We start from the raw sequence: 18,672 nt of genomic DNA, 5'->3' as shown, positions 1-18,672 counted from the left end.
ATTTCCTTATTGAACAGCGAACTGACGACGAATTTTTCTCATTATTAAGAATAGCCAGGGCCAGAGAATACCGTCGACGACACTGCTCCAGAAAATTTCAGGTCGGAATGAAACGTTAATTACCAGGAATTCTGCCCAGAAGACGATCACATCCATTGCCAGTGACAGCACCATAACCATTAACGCTTGCTGCCACAACGCTAAGTTGCGGAATAACTGGAACTTAAAGGCAATCAGGTAGGCGATGATACTCAGCGCCAGCGCACGCACACCGAGCGTGGAACCGGCAATAAGATCCATGATGGCACCCAGCAAAAATCCGCTACCGACATTGACCCGATGCGGCAGTGCGAGTACCCAATAGATGAGGATCAACAGCAGCCATGAGGGCCGGAACATATAAATCTCATCCGGCCATGGCATGATCTGCAGGACTAGCGCAACCAGGAAAGAGAGCCAGATGACCCAACGCCCCTGGCTGCGATATCGACTCAAGGCTGGCCCCCGCGTGAACGCGAGGAGCCGCTCTGTCCGCTGCTGCTGGTTGGTGCAGGCGGTCCCATCTGAGCGGCAGGCGCGGGCGGACCCATTTCACCCGCAGGCGGTAATACTTGCGGCATCATCTGCATCAGACGCTCGTTTGCAACGCGATGAACTTCATCCTGCGGCAACGGCATATCACCATTGCGATCGGCACCCCATAGCAGCAGCAGGTAACGCAGACGCTGCAGGCCCGCGGTCGGATGTGCCTGAATCACCGTGTAAGCACGCTGGGTATCCACTTTCACCGAGGAAACCACGCCCACCGGATAACCCTCAGGGAAACGGCCACCAATGCCTGACGTCACCAGCACATCGCCTACCCGAATGTCCGTATTACCCGGCAGATGTTCGAGCTGGAGATCTTCAGTACAACCGTTACCTGCGGCAATCACACGAATGTCATTACGCAACACCTGTATTGGCAGGGCATGTGACGCATCACAGATCAGCAGAACACGGCTGGTGAGTTGTCCGACGGCAATGACCTGACCGACCACACCTTTATCACTGATGACCGGCTGACCTTCATAGACACCGTTAACGCTGCCTTTGTCGATTACCACCTGATCGGTGTAAGGATCGCTACCGGTGGAAATCACCTGTGTCACCATCTTTTGCTCATCCTGGCGCAGCGGTGAACCCAGCAGTTCTCGCAGACGTGCGTTTTCCTGCTTATATTGCCCCAGCATTAACAGGTTACTGTTTTTCAGGAAGAGCTCACGACGTAATGCTTTGTTTTCCTGCTCCAGTTGCTGACGTGACGCCAGCGACTCCGACACGCCATCCAGCAGTTGACGTGGCCCATTGGCCAGGAAATAAAACGGGCTGACCGACGTATCCAGATAGTTGCGTATTTGGGTGAAAGAACCCACTCGACTGTCGGCAATGATGATGGCAATCGCCACAATTACCGCCAGAAAAAGACGCAACTGCAGGGAAGGCCCCCTGCTAAAAATCGGCTTCATATAATCTGCGTGATCCTCGACAACAGGTAAGGAAGCTACGGCAAAACACCGCGCTTCCCTGGGCTGAACGCACTGTACCGGCACAGATTTCGCCGGTTCACATGCCACTCCCTCGCATGATCATTGCGTTCTCAGCCGGTTGAGGCAATTATTCTTCGCTGAACAAATCGCCGCCATGCATGTCGATCATTTCCAGCGCCTTGCCGCCACCGCGAGCCACACAGGTCAGTGGATCTTCAGCAACCACAACCGGAATGCCCGTCTCTTCCATTAGCAGACGATCCAGGTTGCGCAGTAACGCACCACCACCGGTCAGCACCATGCCGCGCTCCGAGATATCGGAGGCCAGCTCAGGCGGACACTGCTCAAGAGCAACCATCACCGCGCTAACGATGCCGGTTAACGGCTCCTGCAGCGCTTCCAGAATTTCGTTAGAGTTCAGCGTGAAGCCGCGCGGTACACCTTCTGCCAGGTTACGGCCACGTACTTCAATTTCACGGACTTCATCACCCGGATAGGCTGAACCGATCTCATGCTTAATACGTTCTGCAGTCGCTTCACCAATCAGTGAACCGTAGTTACGACGGACATAGTTAATAATAGCTTCATCGAAACGATCGCCACCAATGCGCACTGATGAGGAGTAGACCACACCGTTCAGGGAGATCACCGCCACTTCTGTAGTCCCGCCACCAATATCGACTACCATTGAACCGGTCGCTTCAGAAACGGGCAGACCGGCACCAATTGCTGCAGCCATCGGCTCTTCGATTAGAAAGACTTCACGTGCGCCTGCGCCCTGAGCGGATTCACGGATCGCACGACGTTCTACCTGCGTGGCCCCGACGGGTACGCAGACCAGCACACGCGGGCTGGGACGCATAAAGCTGTTACTGTGAACCTGCTTGATGAAGTGTTGCAGCATCTTTTCAGTCACGAAGAAGTCAGCGATAACGCCATCTTTCATTGGACGAATAGCGGCAATATTGCCTGGCGTACGGCCGAGCATCTGTTTGGCGTCATGACCCACGGCCGCAACACTTTTCGGTGAACCGGCACGATCCTGTCGAATGGCGACCACGGAAGGCTCGTTCAGCACGATACCTTGTCCTTTCACATAAATCAGGGTATTCGCAGTACCCAGGTCAATGGACAAGTCGTTGGAAAACATGCCACGAAATTTTTTAAACATACTAAGGGATAATCCTGCAAGCTGGGGGCGGAAAATAAAATCCGCTTACTTTACCAACCACACGAAGCTGCCACAAGGCGCAAAAACGTTCTGCTTCGGTGAAAAAAGACGCCTGATTGCGTTTAAGTCATCTGAACCGGCGTTCCGCAACAGCAGAATGGCGACCAGACGCCATCAGCACTGCATTTGACGCGACTTCCCCTCGCTATACCCGACATAAAATCTAACATTTCCGGCAGTAAGGTTATGGGTTCAGATGCGGCTTAACATTAAAAAAACCGCAAATTTCCATCAGTACGACGGCAATTCATTAAATACGGTAACGTTGGGAATACTTCTTCACGCTACTGTTAACCGGAAGCGAAGGGGCAAAGAAGTCACCCTGCCCGCCAGCTACACCCAGCGCCACTAATGTTTGCCACTCCACCTTAGTACGGACTCCGGTAGCAAATACCTGAATGCCCGTGGACTTACAGACTTCCAGCAGACTCTGCACAAACAGCTGATTTTCAGTCCGCCGCTCGATGTTGCGAATCAGACCGGCATCAAGCTTGATCATCTCCAGCGGCAGCTGTCGTATATAGGCGCTACTGACCACGGTTAAACCCGCCTGATTCACCGCAACCCGACAGCCAAAAGCCTTAAGCGCGAGGAAGACTGGCGTTAAACGGTTGATGTGTTGACAAACATCTGCCTCGGCAAGTTCAAATAAAAATCGTTTTCTTTGTGCTTTTGGGCACTGCAACAGCATGTTCTGGAGCCAGAGCACAAATGAACGTTGCAGGAGCGAGGTAATTGTCACCGGAATCACCAGCGTCTCTTCCGGCCAGAGTTCAGAGAGTGCCGCAATGCGAGTCACTAGCTGGCGATCCCAGCCATCAGCCATGCCGAGTTGCTGCACCAGCGGCATATATTCTGCGGCCAGCACCTCTTTATCGCCATCAAAGATACGGGTCAGCATCACCCGATGCTGTACCTTACCCTCAATATTGACGGTGGGTTTATGGTATAGCCGCGGGCCGCCACGGCTGAGGGTGTTCTCCAGCAGGGTTCGCCAGCGCACACTACCCCGTCCGGCGTCCTGAGGATTTCCTGCACCATTGGTCCAGTTGTTGCCGCCCAGGAGTGCCGCTCGGCGGGTTGCCATTTCGGCATTTTCCATTACTTGCGGCACGGTCTGCCCGCTGTGCCAGGCGCTGATACCGATATGAATCAGATCATCACGATTAACCAGACGCATCGGTGGCAGAGAATCAACGGCATTGATCAGCTGATCGGCAATACTGTTTGCCTCTTTAAGACTGCGATGTGGCAGTAGCACGGCAAAATCACTGCGAAAATAACGTGCCAGCAGTGCGCCAGGGTAGCGCAGCACAAAGGTAGAGAGCATGTTGACGAAATTAAAGAGGTATTCCTCAACCAGCCCCGGCTCCAGTGCGTCCTTCAGCGTATCCAGATCGGGCAGGCGCACCATCATCACCACACCATGCGTACCGACATCTTCCTGATCCTCCAGCAGGGTGGCGAGCTGGTTATCGAAGAACAGCCTGTTGTTGAGGCCGGTGCGTCCATCCTGCGCGGCAAAGGTGCGGATCAGCGTGTCGATACGCAGACGCTGTTCGCTCGCTTCCTGCAGATCAGCCAGCAACACATCCAATGCGCGGCTCGCCCTGGGTGGCCATTCATCCGCATCGCGTTTCGGCCCTATCCCACGATCACCGTTGATAATCGCCTCTGCCCGCGCTTCAAGATGCTCCATGCTGCGCCACTGACGACTGAGCCAGCGATGCATCAGCAATAGCACCAGACTCATCACCAACATGACGGTAAACAGGATGCCCAGCGTGTAGGCCCCGGTGATGGATCGTAGCCAGGTTTTGGCAGGATCAAGGGTGACGACCCGCAACTGTAAACCGGTCTGATGCATCAAAGGCACATCAACCTGGATAAAACGATTGGGCTCGTCTTCCAGCATCTGGTTTTCGTGTCGGGAGAGTGTGAGGAAAGTCTGTCTGCCGTTGTGAAGTAAAATCTGCTCGGCATTCATTATCGGCATCATAGGTTTGAGCCAGCTATGCAACTGCGCAGGCGTCTGAGTGAACATCGCCTGATCGACCTCAGTCGCCAGCACCTGCGCCCGATGTTCAACCCGCTGATGACTGAACCAGAAAACACTGAATGCGCAGCCAGCCAGCATCAATAACATTGCCAGCAGGCTCAAAAAGGTAATAAATGCAGATAATTTTGTGGTTAATCGCATCCCTGTGCCTGTATTACTGCGGTGATAACCGAATCACCCAATCTTGTATCGTCAGCCTGACGATAGGGTGAGCAAAATAGCATAATTTGCCTCTATCGACAGCGCCGAGCCGCATGAAGCAGAAGTATATCGTCGGGATATCATCGCTGACGTTGATCCCGACACTTTTCGGTCCATTCTTATCGCACCGGTCAGCCAGGAAATTTCACATTTTCACAGCGAAACTGGCTGATATCAGCGATAGTCATCATGCTGGTTGATGACATCCTGTCTGGAGAAGGCCCCATGAAACGCATACCCCACCTGACCGAAGCCGACGTAACGCCGGAGAGCATTTTTAACATGAAGCGCCGCCAGGTGCTGAAAACGCTGGGACTGAGCGCTGCGGCGATGGGTATGCCGGGCGTAGCGAATGCCGATATTCTCAGTTGGTTCAAAGGCAACGACCGCCCACCAGCGCCAGCAGGCCGGCCGCTGGACTTTACCAAACCGGCGCAATATCAAGCCGATCTCACCTTGACGCCTGAAGACAAAGTATCCGGTTACAACAACTTCTATGAGTTCGGGCTGGATAAAGCCGATCCGGCTGCCAATGCCGGTACGCTGAAAACTCAACCCTGGAAACTGACCATTGATGGCGAAGTGGCTAAGCCCCTGACAGTGGATATGGATGACATCTTTAAACGTTTTGCCATGGAGCAACGTATCTATCGTATGCGCTGCGTGGAGGCCTGGTCGATGGTGGTGCCCTGGATTGGCTTTGAGTTGAATAAGCTTCTTTCGCTGGCGGAACCCACCAGCAAAGCGCGCTTTGTCGCCTTCCAGACACTGTACGATCCCGAGCAGATGCCAGGCCAGAAAGATCGCTTTATTGGCGGTGGCCTCAATTATCCCTATGTTGAAGGTTTACGTCTGGATGAAGCGATGCATCCGCTGACAATACTGACGACCGGGGTTTATGGCAAAGCGCTGCCGCCGCAGAATGGCGCACCGATTCGTCTGACGGTACCGTGGAAATATGGCTTTAAAGGCATTAAGTCGATCGTCAAAATCACGCTGACCGCGACGCAGCCACCGACCACCTGGAACCAGATTGCCGCAGATGAATATGGTTTTTATGCCAATGTGAATCCGCACGTCAATCATCCGCGCTGGTCACAGGCCACTGAGCGGTTTATTGGTCCTGGCGGCAGTCTGAAGGTCGAACGTCAGCCAACGCTGCTGCTTAACGGCTATGCCGAGCAAGTGGCGTCGCTCTACCGTGGGCTGGATTTACGGGAGAATTATTAAGTGGTACGCCTATCGATAAAACAGATCACCGGGTTAAAGGTGATCCTGCACCTGGCAGCCCTGTTGCCGCTAATTTATCTGGTTATTGCTGCGATGCAGGGGGGCCTGAGTGCGGATCCGGCAAAAGATATTCAGCATTTTACTGGCCGCATGGCGCTAAAACTGCTGCTGGGTACGCTGCTGGTCTCACCGCTGGCACGTTACGGCAGGCAGCCGTTGTTAATCCGCACCCGACGTCTGCTTGGCGTCTGGACGTTTGTCTGGGCTTCTCTCCATCTGCTGAGCTATTACCTGCTGGAGCTGGGCGCTGATAATCTGCGTCTGCTGGGCAGTGAGCTGATCTCCCGTCCTTATCTGACGCTGGGGATTATCAGCTGGCTGATATTAATGGCCCTGGCGCTGACGTCCTTTCAGCGCGCTCAGCGCAAGCTCGGTAAGCGCTGGCAAACCCTGCACAACGCGGTCTATCTTGTGGCGATTCTGGTGCCGATTCACTATATCTGGTCAGTGAAAACCGTGTCGCCCCAGCCCGTTATCTACGCACTACTTGCTGCAATACTGTTAGTCTGGCGTTACAAAAAATTTCTCAAATGGTGGCCCCGCTAGCGCCTCACCCGTTGTTTTTCTCTGCTGTTTTCTGATAAAAGATGTGGCCGCAGGTCACATCCGATCATCTTCGCAGATAAGACCAGTATTTTGCTGCGAAATGACACGAAACGGATATAATGCCCGGCTTTATTGCTCGTCGGATCTTCTTTTTCATGCTGAAAGGTGACAAATGAAGATTCGCAAGGTATTTTACGCGATGCCTCAATGATTGCGGGAGATGGCAGCACGATGGCGCATAAATTACATATTCTGCTTTTAAACGGACCCAACCTGAACCTGCTGGGCACGCGTGAACCTGAGAAGTATGGTCACACCACGCTGCGTCAGATCGTGGACGATTTGATACGTCAGGCAGACGCGTTGAATGTGCAATTGAGCCACCTGCAAACCAATGCTGAATTTCAGCTGATTGATCGCATTCATGAGGCCAAAGGCAATGTGGATTACATCATCATTAATCCTGCCGCGTTTACCCATACCAGTGTCGCACTGCGTGATGCCCTGCTGGCGGTAGAAATACCGTTTATCGAGGTTCATCTCTCCAATGTGCATGCCCGCGAACCGTTTCGTCATCACTCCTATCTTTCTGATGTTTCTGCTGGCGTGATCTGTGGGCTTGGCGCTGACGGCTACACATGGGCTTTACAAACGGCAGTAAAACGCCTGTCTCAAACTAATTAATCAAACTGAGTACGGAACCCCACTCATGGATATTCGTAAAATTAAAAAACTGATCGAACTGGTTGAAGAGTCTGGCATTTCTGAGCTGGAAATCTCTGAAGGTGAAGAGTCCGTTCGCATCAGCCGCGCACCTGCAAACACAGGTTACCCGATGATGCAGCAGACTTACGCTGCGCCGGTTCAACAGCCCGCTCTGGCGACGGCTGTTGCCCCTGTTGCAGCGGTTGCCGAAGCGGCACCGGCTGAAATCAGTGGTCACATCGTGCGTTCACCGATGGTAGGCACCTTCTACCGTACGCCGAGCCCGGATGCGAAAGCCTTTGTGGAAGTCGGCCAGAAAGTCAATGCCGGCGATACTTTATGCATCGTCGAAGCCATGAAAATGATGAACCAGATCGAAGCTGATAAATCAGGCGTGGTAAAAGCTATCCTGGTTGAAAGCGGTCAGCCGGTCGAATTTGACGAGCCACTGGTTATCATTGAGTAACGGGGCAGATCATGCTGGATAAAATTGTTATTGCTAACCGTGGTGAGATCGCGCTGCGCATTCTGCGTGCCTGTAAAGAACTGGGCATCAAGACTGTTGCGGTACACTCAAGCGCGGATCGTGACCTGAAGCACGTGCTGCTGGCAGACGAAACCGTCTGCATCGGCCCGGCGCAGTCAGTCAAAAGTTACCTCAACATCCCGGCGCTGATCTCTGCAGCAGAGATCACCGGCGCGGTGGCCATTCACCCTGGCTATGGCTTCCTTTCTGAGAATGCCGATTTTGCTGAGCAAGTTGAGCGCTCGGGCTTTATCTTTATCGGCCCAAAAGCAGATACCATTCGCCTGATGGGCGACAAAGTCTCTGCGATCAATGCGATGAAGAAAGCAGGCGTCCCAACTGTACCCGGTTCTGACGGTTCGCTGACTGATGATATGGAAAAAAACCGTGCCTTTGCTAAGCGTATCGGTTACCCGGTGATCATCAAAGCTTCCGGCGGCGGCGGCGGTCGTGGTATGCGCGTAGTGCGCAGCGACAAAGATCTGGAACAATCCATCAACATGACGAAAGCGGAAGCCAAAGCGGCGTTCAACAACGACATGGTTTACATGGAGAAGTATCTGGAGAATCCGCGCCATATCGAGATTCAGGTACTGGCCGACGGTCAGGGCAATGCGATCTATCTGGGCGAACGCGACTGTTCCATGCAGCGTCGTCACCAGAAAGTGGTCGAAGAAGCGCCAGGTCCAGGCATCACGCCGGAACAACGCAGCTTTATCGGCAATCGCTGTGCTAAAGCCTGTATTGAGATTGGCTATCGCGGCGCGGGCACCTTCGAATTTCTGTATGAAAACGGTGAGTTCTACTTCATCGAGATGAACACCCGCATTCAGGTGGAACATCCGGTGACCGAGATGATCACCGGTGTGGATCTGATTAAAGAGCAACTGCGCATTGCTGCGGGCCAGCCACTGTCGATCAAACAGGACGAAGTGGTTATTCGCGGACATGCGGTCGAGTGCCGTATTAACGCTGAAGATCCGGTTACTTTCCTGCCAAGCCCGGGTAAAATCACCCGCTTCCACGCGCCAGGCGGTTTTGGCGTGCGCTGGGAATCGCATATTTACTCAGGCTACACCGTGCCGCCTTATTACGACTCCATGATCGGTAAGCTGATCACCTATGGCGACACGCGCGACGTGGCTATTGCCCGCATGAAGAATGCGCTGGCGGAACTGATCATCGACGGTATCAAAACGAACGTTGAACTGCAGATGAAAATTATGTCCGACGAGAATTTCCAGCACGGTGGAACCAATATCCACTATCTGGAGAAAAAACTCGGCTTGCACGAGAAGTAATCGCAACGCTGAGTCAGTCAGAGGCCGGTTAATCCGGCCTTTTTCTTTTGCCGCTGGCGTTAAGGTTGAATCATGGATGCTCGTTTTATACAGGCACACAAAGAGGCGCGCTGGTCGCTCTATCTCACCCTACTCTGGCTCGCTGCCTGGGGGCTTTCCGCCTGGCTGGGCGGCAGTGAAATCGGTATCATCGGCCTGCCGCGCTGGTTTGAACTCTCCTGCCTGTTTGCTCCCCTGCTATTCATTTTTTTGTGCTGGCTCATGGTGCGGGTGATTTTCCGCGACATGCCGCTGGAGGAAAAAAATGAACAGTGAAATTATCCTGCCGTTACTGATTTATCTGGTACTGATTGCCGCGCTGTCGGTGTTTGCCGTACGTAAAAGGCGTGAGGGCAGCTTCCTCACTGAATATTTCCTTGGCAGCCGCTCCATGGGCGGATTTGTGCTGGCGATGACGCTCACCACCACCTATATCAGCGCCAGCTCGTTTATTGGTGGTCCGGGCGCTGCCTACAAATATGGGCTGGGATGGGTATTGCTGGCGATGGTGCAGGTGCCCGCCGTCTGGCTCTCGCTGGGTGTGCTAGGGAAAAAGTTTGCCATCCTGGCGCGTAAGCATAATGCAGTGACGCTGAATGATATGCTCTATGCTCGCTATCAGAGCCCGCTGCTGATCTGGCTGGCGAGTCTGAGTCTGCTGATCGCCTTTATCGGTGCCATGACAGTGCAGTTTATTGGTGGTGCGCGGCTGCTCGAAACTGCTGCAGGCATCCCGTATGACACCGGGCTGCTGATTTTTGGCGGCACTATCGCGCTCTACACCGCTTTCGGCGGATTCCGTGCCAGCGTTCTCAATGACGCTATGCAGGGCATTGTGATGCTGATTGGGACATTCCTGCTGCTGTTCGCGGTAATTCATCAGGCTGGTGGCCTGAGCACGGCCGTTCAGAAACTGCATGCAATCGATCCTGCTCTGCTTTCGCCGCAGGGGCCGGGCGAGATTATCACGCCGACCTTCCTCAGCTCGTTTGTCGTGCTGGTCTGCTTTGGGGTGATTGGCTTGCCGCATACTGCGGTGCGCTGCATCTCTTATAAAGACAGCAAGGCCGTCCATCGGGCCATTATTCTGGGCACCGTTGTGGTGGTGATCCTGATGCTGGGAATGCATCTGGCCGGTGCGCTGGGCCGTGCGATACTGCCAAACCTCACCGTGCCGGACAGTGTCATTCCGACCCTGATGATTACCGTACTGCCACCGTTAGCGGCCGGACTGTTTCTGGCTGCGCCTATGGCCGCCATTATGTCGACCATCAATGCGCAGCTGTTACAGGCTTCAGCCACACTGATCAAAGATCTCTACCTGCGTGTCGCCCCGCAGCAACTGGAAAATGAGACGCGGCTGCGGCTGTTATCTGGCACCATTACCTTCGCACTGGGTATCCTGCTGCTGATTGCGGCATGGAATCCACCCGATATGATTATCTGGCTCAACCTGCTTGCATTTGGCGGCCTTGAGGCGGTTTTCCTCTGGCCGCTGGTACTCGGCCTCTATTGGGAACGCGCCAATGCCGCGGGCGCCATTACCGGCATGGTGGTGGGGGGTGGCGGTTACGCTTTTATGGCGAGCCTGAACCTGCAGCTTCTGGGTTTTCACCCCATCGTGCCCTCCCTGCTTTTGAGCCTGCTGGCATTTTTAGTGGGCAACCTGTTTGGACGCGCGCCGCAGACGATCGACGCGCCGCAACATTGACGGAAAGAGAGACGTTTATGCCGTGGATTCAAATCAAAATTAACAGCTCAGGTGAACACGCGGAAACGCTGAGCGATGCACTGATGGAAATCGGTGCGGTTTCCGTGACTTTCCAGGATACGCACGACACGCCGGTTTACGAGCCGCTGCCGGGTGAAACGCGCCTGTGGGGCGATACGGATGTTATCGGCCTGTTCGATGCAGAAACCGACATGGCCGCGATCACCGCGGAACTGGCGCAACATCCGCTGCTGGGCATCAGTTTTCGTCACCGGATCGAGCAGATCGAAGATAAAGACTGGGAGCGCGAATGGATGGAAAATTTCCACCCGATGCGCTTTGGTGAGCGTCTTTGGATCTGTCCGAGCTGGCGTGATGTGCCGGATCCCGATGCCGTCAACGTGATGCTCGATCCCGGTCTGGCGTTTGGCACCGGCACGCACCCGACCACCTCACTCTGCCTCACCTGGCTCGATGGGCTTGATCTGATGGGCAAAACGGTGATCGATTTCGGCTGTGGCTCGGGGATCCTGGCGATCGCGGCGCTTAAACTCGGCGCGGCCCAGGCGATCGGGATTGATATCGATCCGCAGGCCATTCAGGCCAGCCGGGATAATGCTGAGCGCAACGGGGTCTCTGATCGCCTGTCGCTTTATCTGCCTCACCAGCAACCCGAAAATCTGCAGGCTGATGTGGTGGTGGCCAATATTCTGGCCGGTCCGCTGCGTGAACTGGCCCACCTGATTAGCGTGCTACCGAAGCCTGGCGGTCACCTCGGTCTCTCAGGCGTGCTAGAGAGCCAGGCAGAGAGCGTCTGCGAAGCCTATGTCAGCGATTTCACTCTCGACCCGGTTGCGGTTAAAGAGGAGTGGTGCAGGATTACCGGGATTAAATCCTGAAATTAGCGCCTGTCTATCCTCCTCTGATATCGCTCTGGTCATAACAAAGTGGCTTCACAGAACATTCAGCCAGCCCGTAGCGTAAGTTGCGGGCTTTACCGATTTGAAATGGATGCTTGTATCGTTAATCACGGCATGTGACGTTTTTTATCTGGCGAATTGACGTGCTTTTCTGGAAAAACTTTTGTTCACAATTCCAGCAAAAACTCTTAACTAATTGATAATCAAGATAAATAAAAAACATCCCCAATCATCATCAGGATTTCATTGATTTTTCTTGCTGATTGTTCAAAGTTTGGCCTTTCATCTTCCTGCAAAAATGCGTAATATACGCCGCCTTGCAGACACAGTATGGCCATTCTGACTTCATGCGTATTGGAAACCTCCAGCTGAGAAATCGACTGATAGCAGCACCGATGGCCGGTATTACCGACAGGCCGTTCAGGACGCTGTGTCACGAAATGGGTGCAGGCATGGCAGTTTCTGAGATGTTGTCTTCTAACCCGGAAGTCTGGGCAAGCGACAAATCTCGTTTACGTATGGTTCACAGTGATGAGCCAGGCATTCGCGCCGTGCAAATTGCCGGTTGCGATCCCAGCGAAATGGCGCAAGCTGCACGCATTAATGTTGAGGCTGGTGCACAAGTCATCGACATTAATATGGGATGCCCTGCCAAGAAGGTTAACCGCAAAATGGCGGGTTCAGCCTTGCTGCAATATCCCGCCGTGGTGGAGTCAATTCTCTCCGCAGTGGTTAATGCAGTGAATGTGCCGGTCACGCTAAAAATTCGTACTGGCTGGGATCCTGAAAACAAAAACTGTGTCGCGATTGCCCAATTGGCTGAACGCTGCGGTATACAGGCTCTGACGATACATGGTCGCACTCGTGCCTGCCTGTTCAACGGAGAAGCTGAATATGACAGCATTCGGACAGTTAAGCAGAGTGTCTCCATTCCGATTATCGCGAATGGAGACATAACTGACCCGCATAAAGCCAGAGCGGTGCTCGACTATACAGGGGCCGATGCTCTGATGATAGGACGCGCTGCTCAGGGAAGACCGTGGATCTTCCGGGAAATCCAGCATTATCTGGACACTGGGGAGTTGCTTGCCCCGCTGCCGATGGCAGAGGTCAAGCGCTTGCTTGTTTCGCATATACGTGAGCTGCACGACTTTTACGGTTCAGGCAAGGGATACCGTATAGCGCGAAAGCACGTCTCCTGGTACCTGCAGGAGCACGCCCCGAATGACCAGTTTCGGCGCACATTCAACGCCATAGAGGATGCCAGCGAACAGCTGGAGGCGTTGGAGGCATACTTCGAAAATCTTGCGTAACGAAATAAAGAGCTGAAAGAACTATGTTCGAACAACGCGTAAATTCTGACGTACTGACCGTTTCTACCGTTAACTCACAGGATCAGGTAACTCAAAAACCTTTGCGAGATTCGGTTAAACAGGCACTGAAGAACTATTTTGCTCAACTGAATGGTCAGGATGTGAGCGACCTGTATGAGCTGGTTTTGGCTGAAGTCGAGCAGCCTCTGTTGGACATGGTGATGCAGTATACCCGTGGCAATCAGACACGTGCTGCCCTGATGATGGGTATCAACCGCGGTACGCTGCGTAAGAAATTGAAAAAATACGGCATGAACTGATTAGTAGTTCTGTCTGTTAATCACGCCAGCCTTCGGGCTGGCGTTTTTATTTGTGCGTTGTCGCACAAAGCAGCGTCAATGATAGTGAAACAGTTGCCCGCAATATGGTAACTGTAGTTGCAATTGCTGACGTGATATTTCACCTTCTCGCTTTCATCATCTCTATCAAGATTTTGTAGTTATCCTGCTCTGACCTCACTGTACATCCCCATCAATGCTGGGTATGTGACTTTCTGCGCAATAAAAAGCAACGTTGTCTCTACTTGCATTTCTGCCTGAGTGAATGCTCACACTGCTTCCATATAGTGAAACTATTTGCACTAAATGTGATCGGAGCGACTCACATTGCTTCCTTTTGGTGCGCCATATTAGCGGAACTGTCAAAGTGCTTCCGATTATTAACTGTTCTTTCTCACGAATTCAGGATTATGCAAACCTGGCATCAGCTTTGCAAAGTCGTGGATGGCTGACCGCCACAGACAGGAAAAACGCACACTAAAGTGCGCAAACATAACAACATGATCCCGCCACACAGGATGCTTTATGAAAAAGATGATGCTCTCTACGCTGATCGCTGCCGCCTCGCTGGTTGCCATTGCTCAGCAAGCACACGCAGGCACCACACTGGATGCGATAAAGAAAAAAGGTTTTGTTCAATGTGGTATTAGTGACGGCTTGCCGGGCTTCTCCTATGCAGATGCTGGCGGCAAGTTTACCGGTATCGATGTGGATGTGTGTCGGGCGACGGCTGCCGCTGTGTTTGGCGATGCGACCAAAGTGAAATATACCCCGCTGACCGCCAAAGAGCGCTTTACCGCCCTGCAGTCAGGCGAGGTAGATGTGCTTTCACGTAATACCACATGGACCTCATCGCGCGATGGCGGCATGGGCTTCCTGTTCGCGGGCGTGAACTATTACGACGGTATCGGCTTCCTGACCCACCAGAAAGCCGGCCTGAAAAGTGCCAAAGAACTGGATGGTGCCACCGTTTGTATCCAGGCGGGTACCGATACCGAGCTGAACGTGGCTGACTTCTTTAAAGCTAACAAAATGCAATATACGCCGGTGACATTCGACCGCTCTGATGAATCTGCTAAGGCGCTCGATAGCGGCCGCTGCGATACGCTGGCATCTGACCAGTCTCAGCTTTACGCATTGCGCATTAAGCTGGGCAAACCTGACGAGTTTATTGTCCTGCCAGAAGTGATCTCCAAAGAGCCGCTGGGGCCGTTGGTGCGTCGTGGTGATGATGACTGGTTCACCATCGTCAAATGGTCTCTCTACGCCATGCTGAATGCGGAAGAGATGGGAATCAACTCGAAGAACGTTGACCAGATGACGGCTAAGCCGACTACGCCAGATATGGCTCATCTGCTGGGCGCTGAAGGTGATTTTGGTAAAGATCTGAAACTGAATAACAAATGGGCCTTCAACATCATCAAGCAGGTAGGTAACTATCAGGAAAGCTTTGACCGTAACGTCGGTAAAGACAGCGCATTGAAGATCGCACGTGGTCAGAATGCGTTGTGGAACCAAGGCGGTATTCAGTACGCACCACCGGTACGTTAACAGACCTCACCAATCGGGCACCGTATTCTGCGGTGCCCTACCCCAGCTTTCGTTACTGAGGTTTCAACATGTCACAACGCCCAACCGTGAAACGGGATTTTTCATTTGGTAATCCCACGGTTCGCGCCTGGATTTATCAGTTAATAGCCGTCGTTGCAGTGCTTGGTGTGGTGGGTTATTTGGTGCATAACACCATTATTAACCTTGCCAATCGCGGCATTACATCAGGGTTTGGATTTCTTGAGCGCACTGCCGGTTTCGGCATTGTTCAGCATCTGATTGAGTACACTGAAGGAGATACCTACGCACGCGTGTTTCTGGTCGGGTTAACTAACACCTTGCTGGTCTCTGCGCTCTGTATTGTGTTCGCTTCGATTCTCGGCTTCGCAGTCGGTCTTGCCCGCCTTTCTGACAACTGGCTGCTGCGAAAGCTCTCTAATATCTATATCGAAACCTTCCGTAATATCCCGCCCCTGCTTCAAATCTTCTTCTGGTACTTTGCGGTATTACGCAATCTGCCGGGCCCACGTCAGGCGCTGAATGCTTTTGATCTGGCGTATGTCAGTAATCGCGGGCTGTACGTTCCGTGGCCGACCTATGCGCCAGGTAGCTGGCCATTTGTTATCGCAATGCTTCTGGCTGTGGCCGCTAGCTATGGCCTGTATCGCTTTAATCGTCAACACCAGCTGAAAACCGGTGAGTTACGTCGCACGTGGCCCCTTGCCGTAGCCATGTTGATTCTCTTTCCCTTGCTTGCGCATCTTGGGTTTGGCGCAGCCACTCACTGGGATGTGCCGCAACTGCGCGGGTTCAATTTTCGTGGCGGCTCGGTGATGATACCTGAGCTGGCGGCATTGACGCTGGCACTGTCGATCTATACCTCGTCGTTTATCGCTGAAGTGATTCGCTCCGGGATTCAGTCAGTGCCCTATGGTCAGCACGAAGCAGCACGATCGTTGGGCCTGCCTAATCCGGTTACGCTGCGCCAGGTGATTATTCCTCAGGCCATGCGCGTCATTATTCCGCCGCTGACCAGCCAGTATCTGAACATTGTGAAGAACTCTTCACTGGCCGCCGCTATCGGGTATCCCGATATGGTCTCGCTGTTCGCCGGATCGGTACTGAATCAGACCGGTCAGGCAATCGAGACGATTGCTATCACGATGGGCGTTTACCTGATTATCAGTCTGCTGATATCGCTGCTTATGAACTTCTACAACCGCAAAATTGCGTTGGTTGAGCGTTAAGAGAACGGGATAACTATGTCTGTGACTACGCATGAAACGCCCCCCGTCACGACGACTTTGGTCAGTCGCGCATGGCTTTGGGCTCGTAAAAATCTATTTTCCAGCTGGTTTAATACGTTACTGACGTTGTTTTGCGTCTGGGTAATCTGGCACATCATTCCGCCAGCGCTAAACTGGCTGGTCTTTCAGGCAAACTGGATTGGCACCACACGTGCGGATTGCACCAAAGAGGGTGCCTGTTGGGTCTTTATCCATGCTCGTTTTGGCCAGTTCATGTATGGGCTTTACCCGCATGAGTTGCGCTGGCGTATTAACCTGGCGCTGGTGATCGGCCTGTTGTCGATTGTGCCGATGTTCCTCAAGAGCATGCCGTATCGTGGACGCTACATTGCCGCCTGGGCTGTCATCTATCCGGTGATTGTCTGGTTTCTGCTTTATGGCGGCTATCTGGGGTTAGAACGTGTCGAAACACGTCAGTGGGGTGGATTAACGCTGACGCTGATTATCGCGTCGGTGGGTATTGCGGGCGCGCTGCCGTTGGGGATTTTGCTGGCGCTTGGCCGTCGCTCACGTATGCCAGTCGTGCGCACGCTGTCGATCATTTTTATCGAATTCTGGCGCGGCGTTCCACTGATTACCGTGCTGTTTATGTCATCAGTGATGCTGCCGCTGTTTATGTCTGAAGGTACAACCATTGATAAGCTGGTGCGCGCGCTGGTTGGCGTCATTCTGTTCCAGTCCGCCTATGTGGCAGAGGTGGTTCGCGGGGGGCTGCAGGCACTGCCGAAAGGTCAGTATGAAGCAGCCGAGTCTCTGGCGTTAGGCTACTGGAAGACGCAGATGCTGGTTATCCTGCCACAGGCCCTGAAGCTCACCATTCCAGGCCTGGTTAATACCATCATTGCACTGTTTAAAGATACCAGCCTGGTTATCATTATTGGTCTTTTTGATCTGTTCAGCAGTGTTCAGCAGGCAACGGTCGATCCGACCTGGCTGGGGATGTCGACCGAAGGTTATGTCTTTGCTGCACTGGTCTATTGGATCTTCTGTTTTAGCATGTCGCGCTATAGCCAGTATCTGGAAAAGCGCTTTCACACCGGGCGTACATCGCACTGAGGTTTTACATGACTGACTCTATGACACACTCTTCTGACGCGTTGATGATCTCACTTGAGAACGTGAATAAATGGTATGGACAATTCCATGTGTTGAAAGACATCAACCTGCAGGTTAAACCCCGTGAACGCATCGTGCTGTGCGGACCGTCCGGCTCCGGCAAATCGACTACGATCCGTTGTATCAACCATCTGGAAGAACATCAGCAGGGGCGGATTGTCGTCGATGGTATTCACCTTAACGATGACGTTCGTAACATTGAGCGCGTGCGCACGGAAGTGGGTATGGTATTCCAGCACTTCAACCTTTTCCCGCATCTCACCGTATTGCAAAACTGCACGCTGGCGCCATCATGGGTGAGGAAGATTCCAAAGAAGGAAGCTGATGAGTTGGCAATGCACTATCTGCAACGCGTGCGTATCGCCGAGCATGCGCATAAGTTTCCGGGCCAGCTCTCTGGTGGACAGCAGCAACGTGTTGCCATCGCCCGCTCACTCTGTATGAAGCCCAAAATTATGCTGTTTGATGAGCCAACGTCAGCGCTGGATCCTGAGATGGTTAAAGAGGTACTGGATACAATGATTGGTCTGGCTGAGGATGGCATGACCATGCTATGCGTCACTCATGAGATGGGCTTTGCCAGAACAGTTGCTGACCGGGTGATCTTTATGGATCGGGGTGAGATCGTCGAAGTTGCGCCGCCGCAGGAGTTTTTTGCCAATCCAAAATCGGAGCGTACCCGTGCGTTTTTGTCGCAGGTTATTCACTGATCACCGATTCAGTTACTCACTCCCCGGCCTGGCGCCGGGTTTTTTATGGCCTCAACAACAGGCTTAATGAGCTAACAGCTCCGATACGGTCATGAATGCACAGACAGATAGGCTGATTAGATTGGCACAACGAAAAAAGCCCTTCGCATACGCGAAGGGCTCTCTCTTATTTGATGCCTGGCAGTTCCCTACTCTCGCATGGGGAGACCCCACACTACCATCGGCGCTACGGCGTTTCACTTCTGAGTTCGGCATGGGGTCAGGTGGGACCACCGCGCT

The 18,672-nt window shown here is 53.1% G+C and carries 18 protein-coding genes and 1 rRNA gene; 14 read left to right on the top strand and 5 right to left on the bottom strand.

The features are described from left to right. Positions 1-6: 6 nt before the first annotated feature. The 4 genes from mreD to csrD all read right to left on the bottom strand — a co-directional run bounded on the left by mreD (position 7) and on the right by csrD (position 4,960). Entirely contained in the window at positions 7-495 is a 489-nt protein-coding gene (gene mreD, locus WFO64_RS18245) for a rod shape-determining protein MreD (protein ID WP_337013463.1), read from the bottom strand. Further along, complete coding sequence (gene mreC, locus WFO64_RS18240) at positions 492-1,508, bottom strand: rod shape-determining protein MreC (RefSeq protein ID WP_337013462.1); 1,017 nt, start codon at positions 1,506-1,508, stop codon at positions 492-494. The genes mreD and mreC overlap by 4 nt, the downstream gene beginning before the upstream one ends. A gap of 148 nt (positions 1,509-1,656) precedes the next feature. After that, positions 1,657-2,700, bottom strand: coding sequence for a rod shape-determining protein MreB (gene mreB / locus WFO64_RS18235; RefSeq protein ID WP_003855260.1), 1,044 nt, complete (start codon positions 2,698-2,700; stop codon positions 1,657-1,659). Between the two features lie 310 nt (positions 2,701-3,010). Next, positions 3,011-4,960: an RNase E specificity factor CsrD gene (gene csrD, locus WFO64_RS18230; protein ID WP_337013461.1), complete on the bottom strand. Its 1,950-nt coding sequence runs from the start codon at positions 4,958-4,960 to the stop codon at positions 3,011-3,013. Positions 4,961-5,245: 285 nt separating this feature from the next. Here csrD and msrP point away from each other — a divergent pair, with 285 nt between their 5' ends. The 14 genes from msrP to WFO64_RS18160 all read left to right on the top strand — a co-directional run bounded on the left by msrP (position 5,246) and on the right by WFO64_RS18160 (position 18,393). Next, positions 5,246-6,250 carry a protein-methionine-sulfoxide reductase catalytic subunit MsrP gene (gene msrP, locus WFO64_RS18225; RefSeq protein WP_337013460.1) on the top strand — a complete coding sequence of 335 codons (1,005 nt, stop codon included), beginning with the start codon at positions 5,246-5,248 and terminating at the stop codon, positions 6,248-6,250. Further along, positions 6,251-6,856, top strand: a complete 606-nt coding sequence (gene msrQ / locus WFO64_RS18220) for a protein-methionine-sulfoxide reductase heme-binding subunit MsrQ (RefSeq protein WP_337013459.1) — start codon at positions 6,251-6,253, stop codon at positions 6,854-6,856. Positions 6,857-7,087: 231 nt separating this feature from the next. Continuing rightward, entirely contained in the window at positions 7,088-7,540 is a 453-nt protein-coding gene (gene aroQ / locus WFO64_RS18215) for a type II 3-dehydroquinate dehydratase (protein ID WP_337013602.1), read from the top strand. A 25-nt stretch (positions 7,541-7,565) separates the two neighbouring features. Then, entirely contained in the window at positions 7,566-8,027 is a 462-nt protein-coding gene (gene accB / locus WFO64_RS18210; protein WP_337013458.1) for an acetyl-CoA carboxylase biotin carboxyl carrier protein, read from the top strand. 11 nt (positions 8,028-8,038) lie between these two features. Continuing rightward, positions 8,039-9,388 (top strand): acetyl-CoA carboxylase biotin carboxylase subunit, encoded by a 1,350-nt coding sequence (gene accC / locus WFO64_RS18205; protein WP_337013457.1) that lies wholly within the window; start codon positions 8,039-8,041, stop codon positions 9,386-9,388. Between the two features lie 72 nt (positions 9,389-9,460). Next, positions 9,461-9,703: a YhdT family protein gene (locus WFO64_RS18200; RefSeq protein ID WP_337013456.1), complete on the top strand. Its 243-nt coding sequence runs from the start codon at positions 9,461-9,463 to the stop codon at positions 9,701-9,703. Further along, positions 9,693-11,138 carry a sodium/pantothenate symporter gene (gene panF, locus WFO64_RS18195; protein ID WP_337013455.1) on the top strand — a complete coding sequence of 482 codons (1,446 nt, stop codon included), beginning with the start codon at positions 9,693-9,695 and terminating at the stop codon, positions 11,136-11,138. The genes WFO64_RS18200 and panF overlap by 11 nt, the downstream gene beginning before the upstream one ends. A 17-nt stretch (positions 11,139-11,155) precedes the next feature. Then, positions 11,156-12,037 carry a 50S ribosomal protein L11 methyltransferase gene (gene prmA, locus WFO64_RS18190; protein WP_337013454.1) on the top strand — a complete coding sequence of 294 codons (882 nt, stop codon included), beginning with the start codon at positions 11,156-11,158 and terminating at the stop codon, positions 12,035-12,037. 368 nt (positions 12,038-12,405) lie between these two features. Then, on the top strand, positions 12,406-13,371 hold the full coding sequence (gene dusB, locus WFO64_RS18185) for a tRNA dihydrouridine synthase DusB (RefSeq protein ID WP_337013453.1): 966 nt from the start codon (positions 12,406-12,408) through the stop codon (positions 13,369-13,371). Positions 13,372-13,394: 23 nt separating this feature from the next. Continuing rightward, positions 13,395-13,691 (top strand): DNA-binding transcriptional regulator Fis, encoded by a 297-nt coding sequence (gene fis, locus WFO64_RS18180; protein ID WP_003855228.1) that lies wholly within the window; start codon positions 13,395-13,397, stop codon positions 13,689-13,691. Positions 13,692-14,234: 543 nt separating this feature from the next. After that, entirely contained in the window at positions 14,235-15,260 is a 1,026-nt protein-coding gene (locus tag WFO64_RS18175) for an amino acid ABC transporter substrate-binding protein (RefSeq protein WP_337013452.1), read from the top strand. Positions 15,261-15,328: 68 nt separating this feature from the next. Beyond that, complete coding sequence (locus WFO64_RS18170; RefSeq protein ID WP_337013451.1) at positions 15,329-16,507, top strand: amino acid ABC transporter permease; 1,179 nt, start codon at positions 15,329-15,331, stop codon at positions 16,505-16,507. Positions 16,508-16,522: 15 nt separating this feature from the next. Then, a complete protein-coding gene (locus WFO64_RS18165; protein ID WP_337013450.1) occupies positions 16,523-17,623 on the top strand; it encodes an amino acid ABC transporter permease in 1,101 nt (366 codons plus the stop codon). An 8-nt stretch (positions 17,624-17,631) separates the two neighbouring features. Continuing rightward, positions 17,632-18,393: an amino acid ABC transporter ATP-binding protein gene (locus tag WFO64_RS18160; protein ID WP_010699823.1), complete on the top strand. Its 762-nt coding sequence runs from the start codon at positions 17,632-17,634 to the stop codon at positions 18,391-18,393. A 175-nt stretch (positions 18,394-18,568) separates the two neighbouring features. Here the strand turns inward: WFO64_RS18160 and rrf are convergent. After that, positions 18,569-18,672 (bottom strand): 5S ribosomal RNA (gene rrf / locus WFO64_RS18155); the annotation flags it as partial.

The organism is Pantoea sp. AS142, assembly GCF_037152305.1.
Taxonomy (GTDB): Bacteria; Pseudomonadota; Gammaproteobacteria; order Enterobacterales; family Enterobacteriaceae; genus Pantoea.
The sequence above is the reverse complement of the archived record's forward strand: the minus strand, read 5'-3'. Positions and strand labels throughout refer to the sequence as shown.

What these genes read in the sequence shown, in the direction of transcription:
- fis (WP_003855228.1), top strand. Translation starts at nt 13,395, where the DNA reads ATGTTCGAACAACGCGTAAATTCTGACGTACTGACCGTTTCTACCGTT.
- panF (WP_337013455.1), top strand. Translation starts at nt 9,693, where the DNA reads ATGAACAGTGAAATTATCCTGCCGTTACTGATTTATCTGGTACTGATT.
- WFO64_RS18200 (WP_337013456.1), top strand. Translation starts at nt 9,461, where the DNA reads ATGGATGCTCGTTTTATACAGGCACACAAAGAGGCGCGCTGGTCGCTC.
- accC (WP_337013457.1), top strand. Translation starts at nt 8,039, where the DNA reads ATGCTGGATAAAATTGTTATTGCTAACCGTGGTGAGATCGCGCTGCGC.
- WFO64_RS18160 (WP_010699823.1), top strand. Translation starts at nt 17,632, where the DNA reads ATGACTGACTCTATGACACACTCTTCTGACGCGTTGATGATCTCACTT.
- msrP (WP_337013460.1), top strand. Translation starts at nt 5,246, where the DNA reads ATGAAACGCATACCCCACCTGACCGAAGCCGACGTAACGCCGGAGAGC.
- mreB (WP_003855260.1), bottom strand. Translation starts at nt 2,700, where the DNA reads ATGTTTAAAAAATTTCGTGGCATGTTTTCCAACGACTTGTCCATTGAC.
- mreC (WP_337013462.1), bottom strand. Translation starts at nt 1,508, where the DNA reads ATGAAGCCGATTTTTAGCAGGGGGCCTTCCCTGCAGTTGCGTCTTTTT.
- aroQ (WP_337013602.1), top strand. Translation starts at nt 7,088, where the DNA reads ATGGCGCATAAATTACATATTCTGCTTTTAAACGGACCCAACCTGAAC.
- dusB (WP_337013453.1), top strand. Translation starts at nt 12,406, where the DNA reads ATGCGTATTGGAAACCTCCAGCTGAGAAATCGACTGATAGCAGCACCG.
- accB (WP_337013458.1), top strand. Translation starts at nt 7,566, where the DNA reads ATGGATATTCGTAAAATTAAAAAACTGATCGAACTGGTTGAAGAGTCT.
- WFO64_RS18165 (WP_337013450.1), top strand. Translation starts at nt 16,523, where the DNA reads ATGTCTGTGACTACGCATGAAACGCCCCCCGTCACGACGACTTTGGTC.
- csrD (WP_337013461.1), bottom strand. Translation starts at nt 4,960, where the DNA reads ATGCGATTAACCACAAAATTATCTGCATTTATTACCTTTTTGAGCCTG.
- WFO64_RS18170 (WP_337013451.1), top strand. Translation starts at nt 15,329, where the DNA reads ATGTCACAACGCCCAACCGTGAAACGGGATTTTTCATTTGGTAATCCC.
- prmA (WP_337013454.1), top strand. Translation starts at nt 11,156, where the DNA reads ATGCCGTGGATTCAAATCAAAATTAACAGCTCAGGTGAACACGCGGAA.
- WFO64_RS18175 (WP_337013452.1), top strand. Translation starts at nt 14,235, where the DNA reads ATGAAAAAGATGATGCTCTCTACGCTGATCGCTGCCGCCTCGCTGGTT.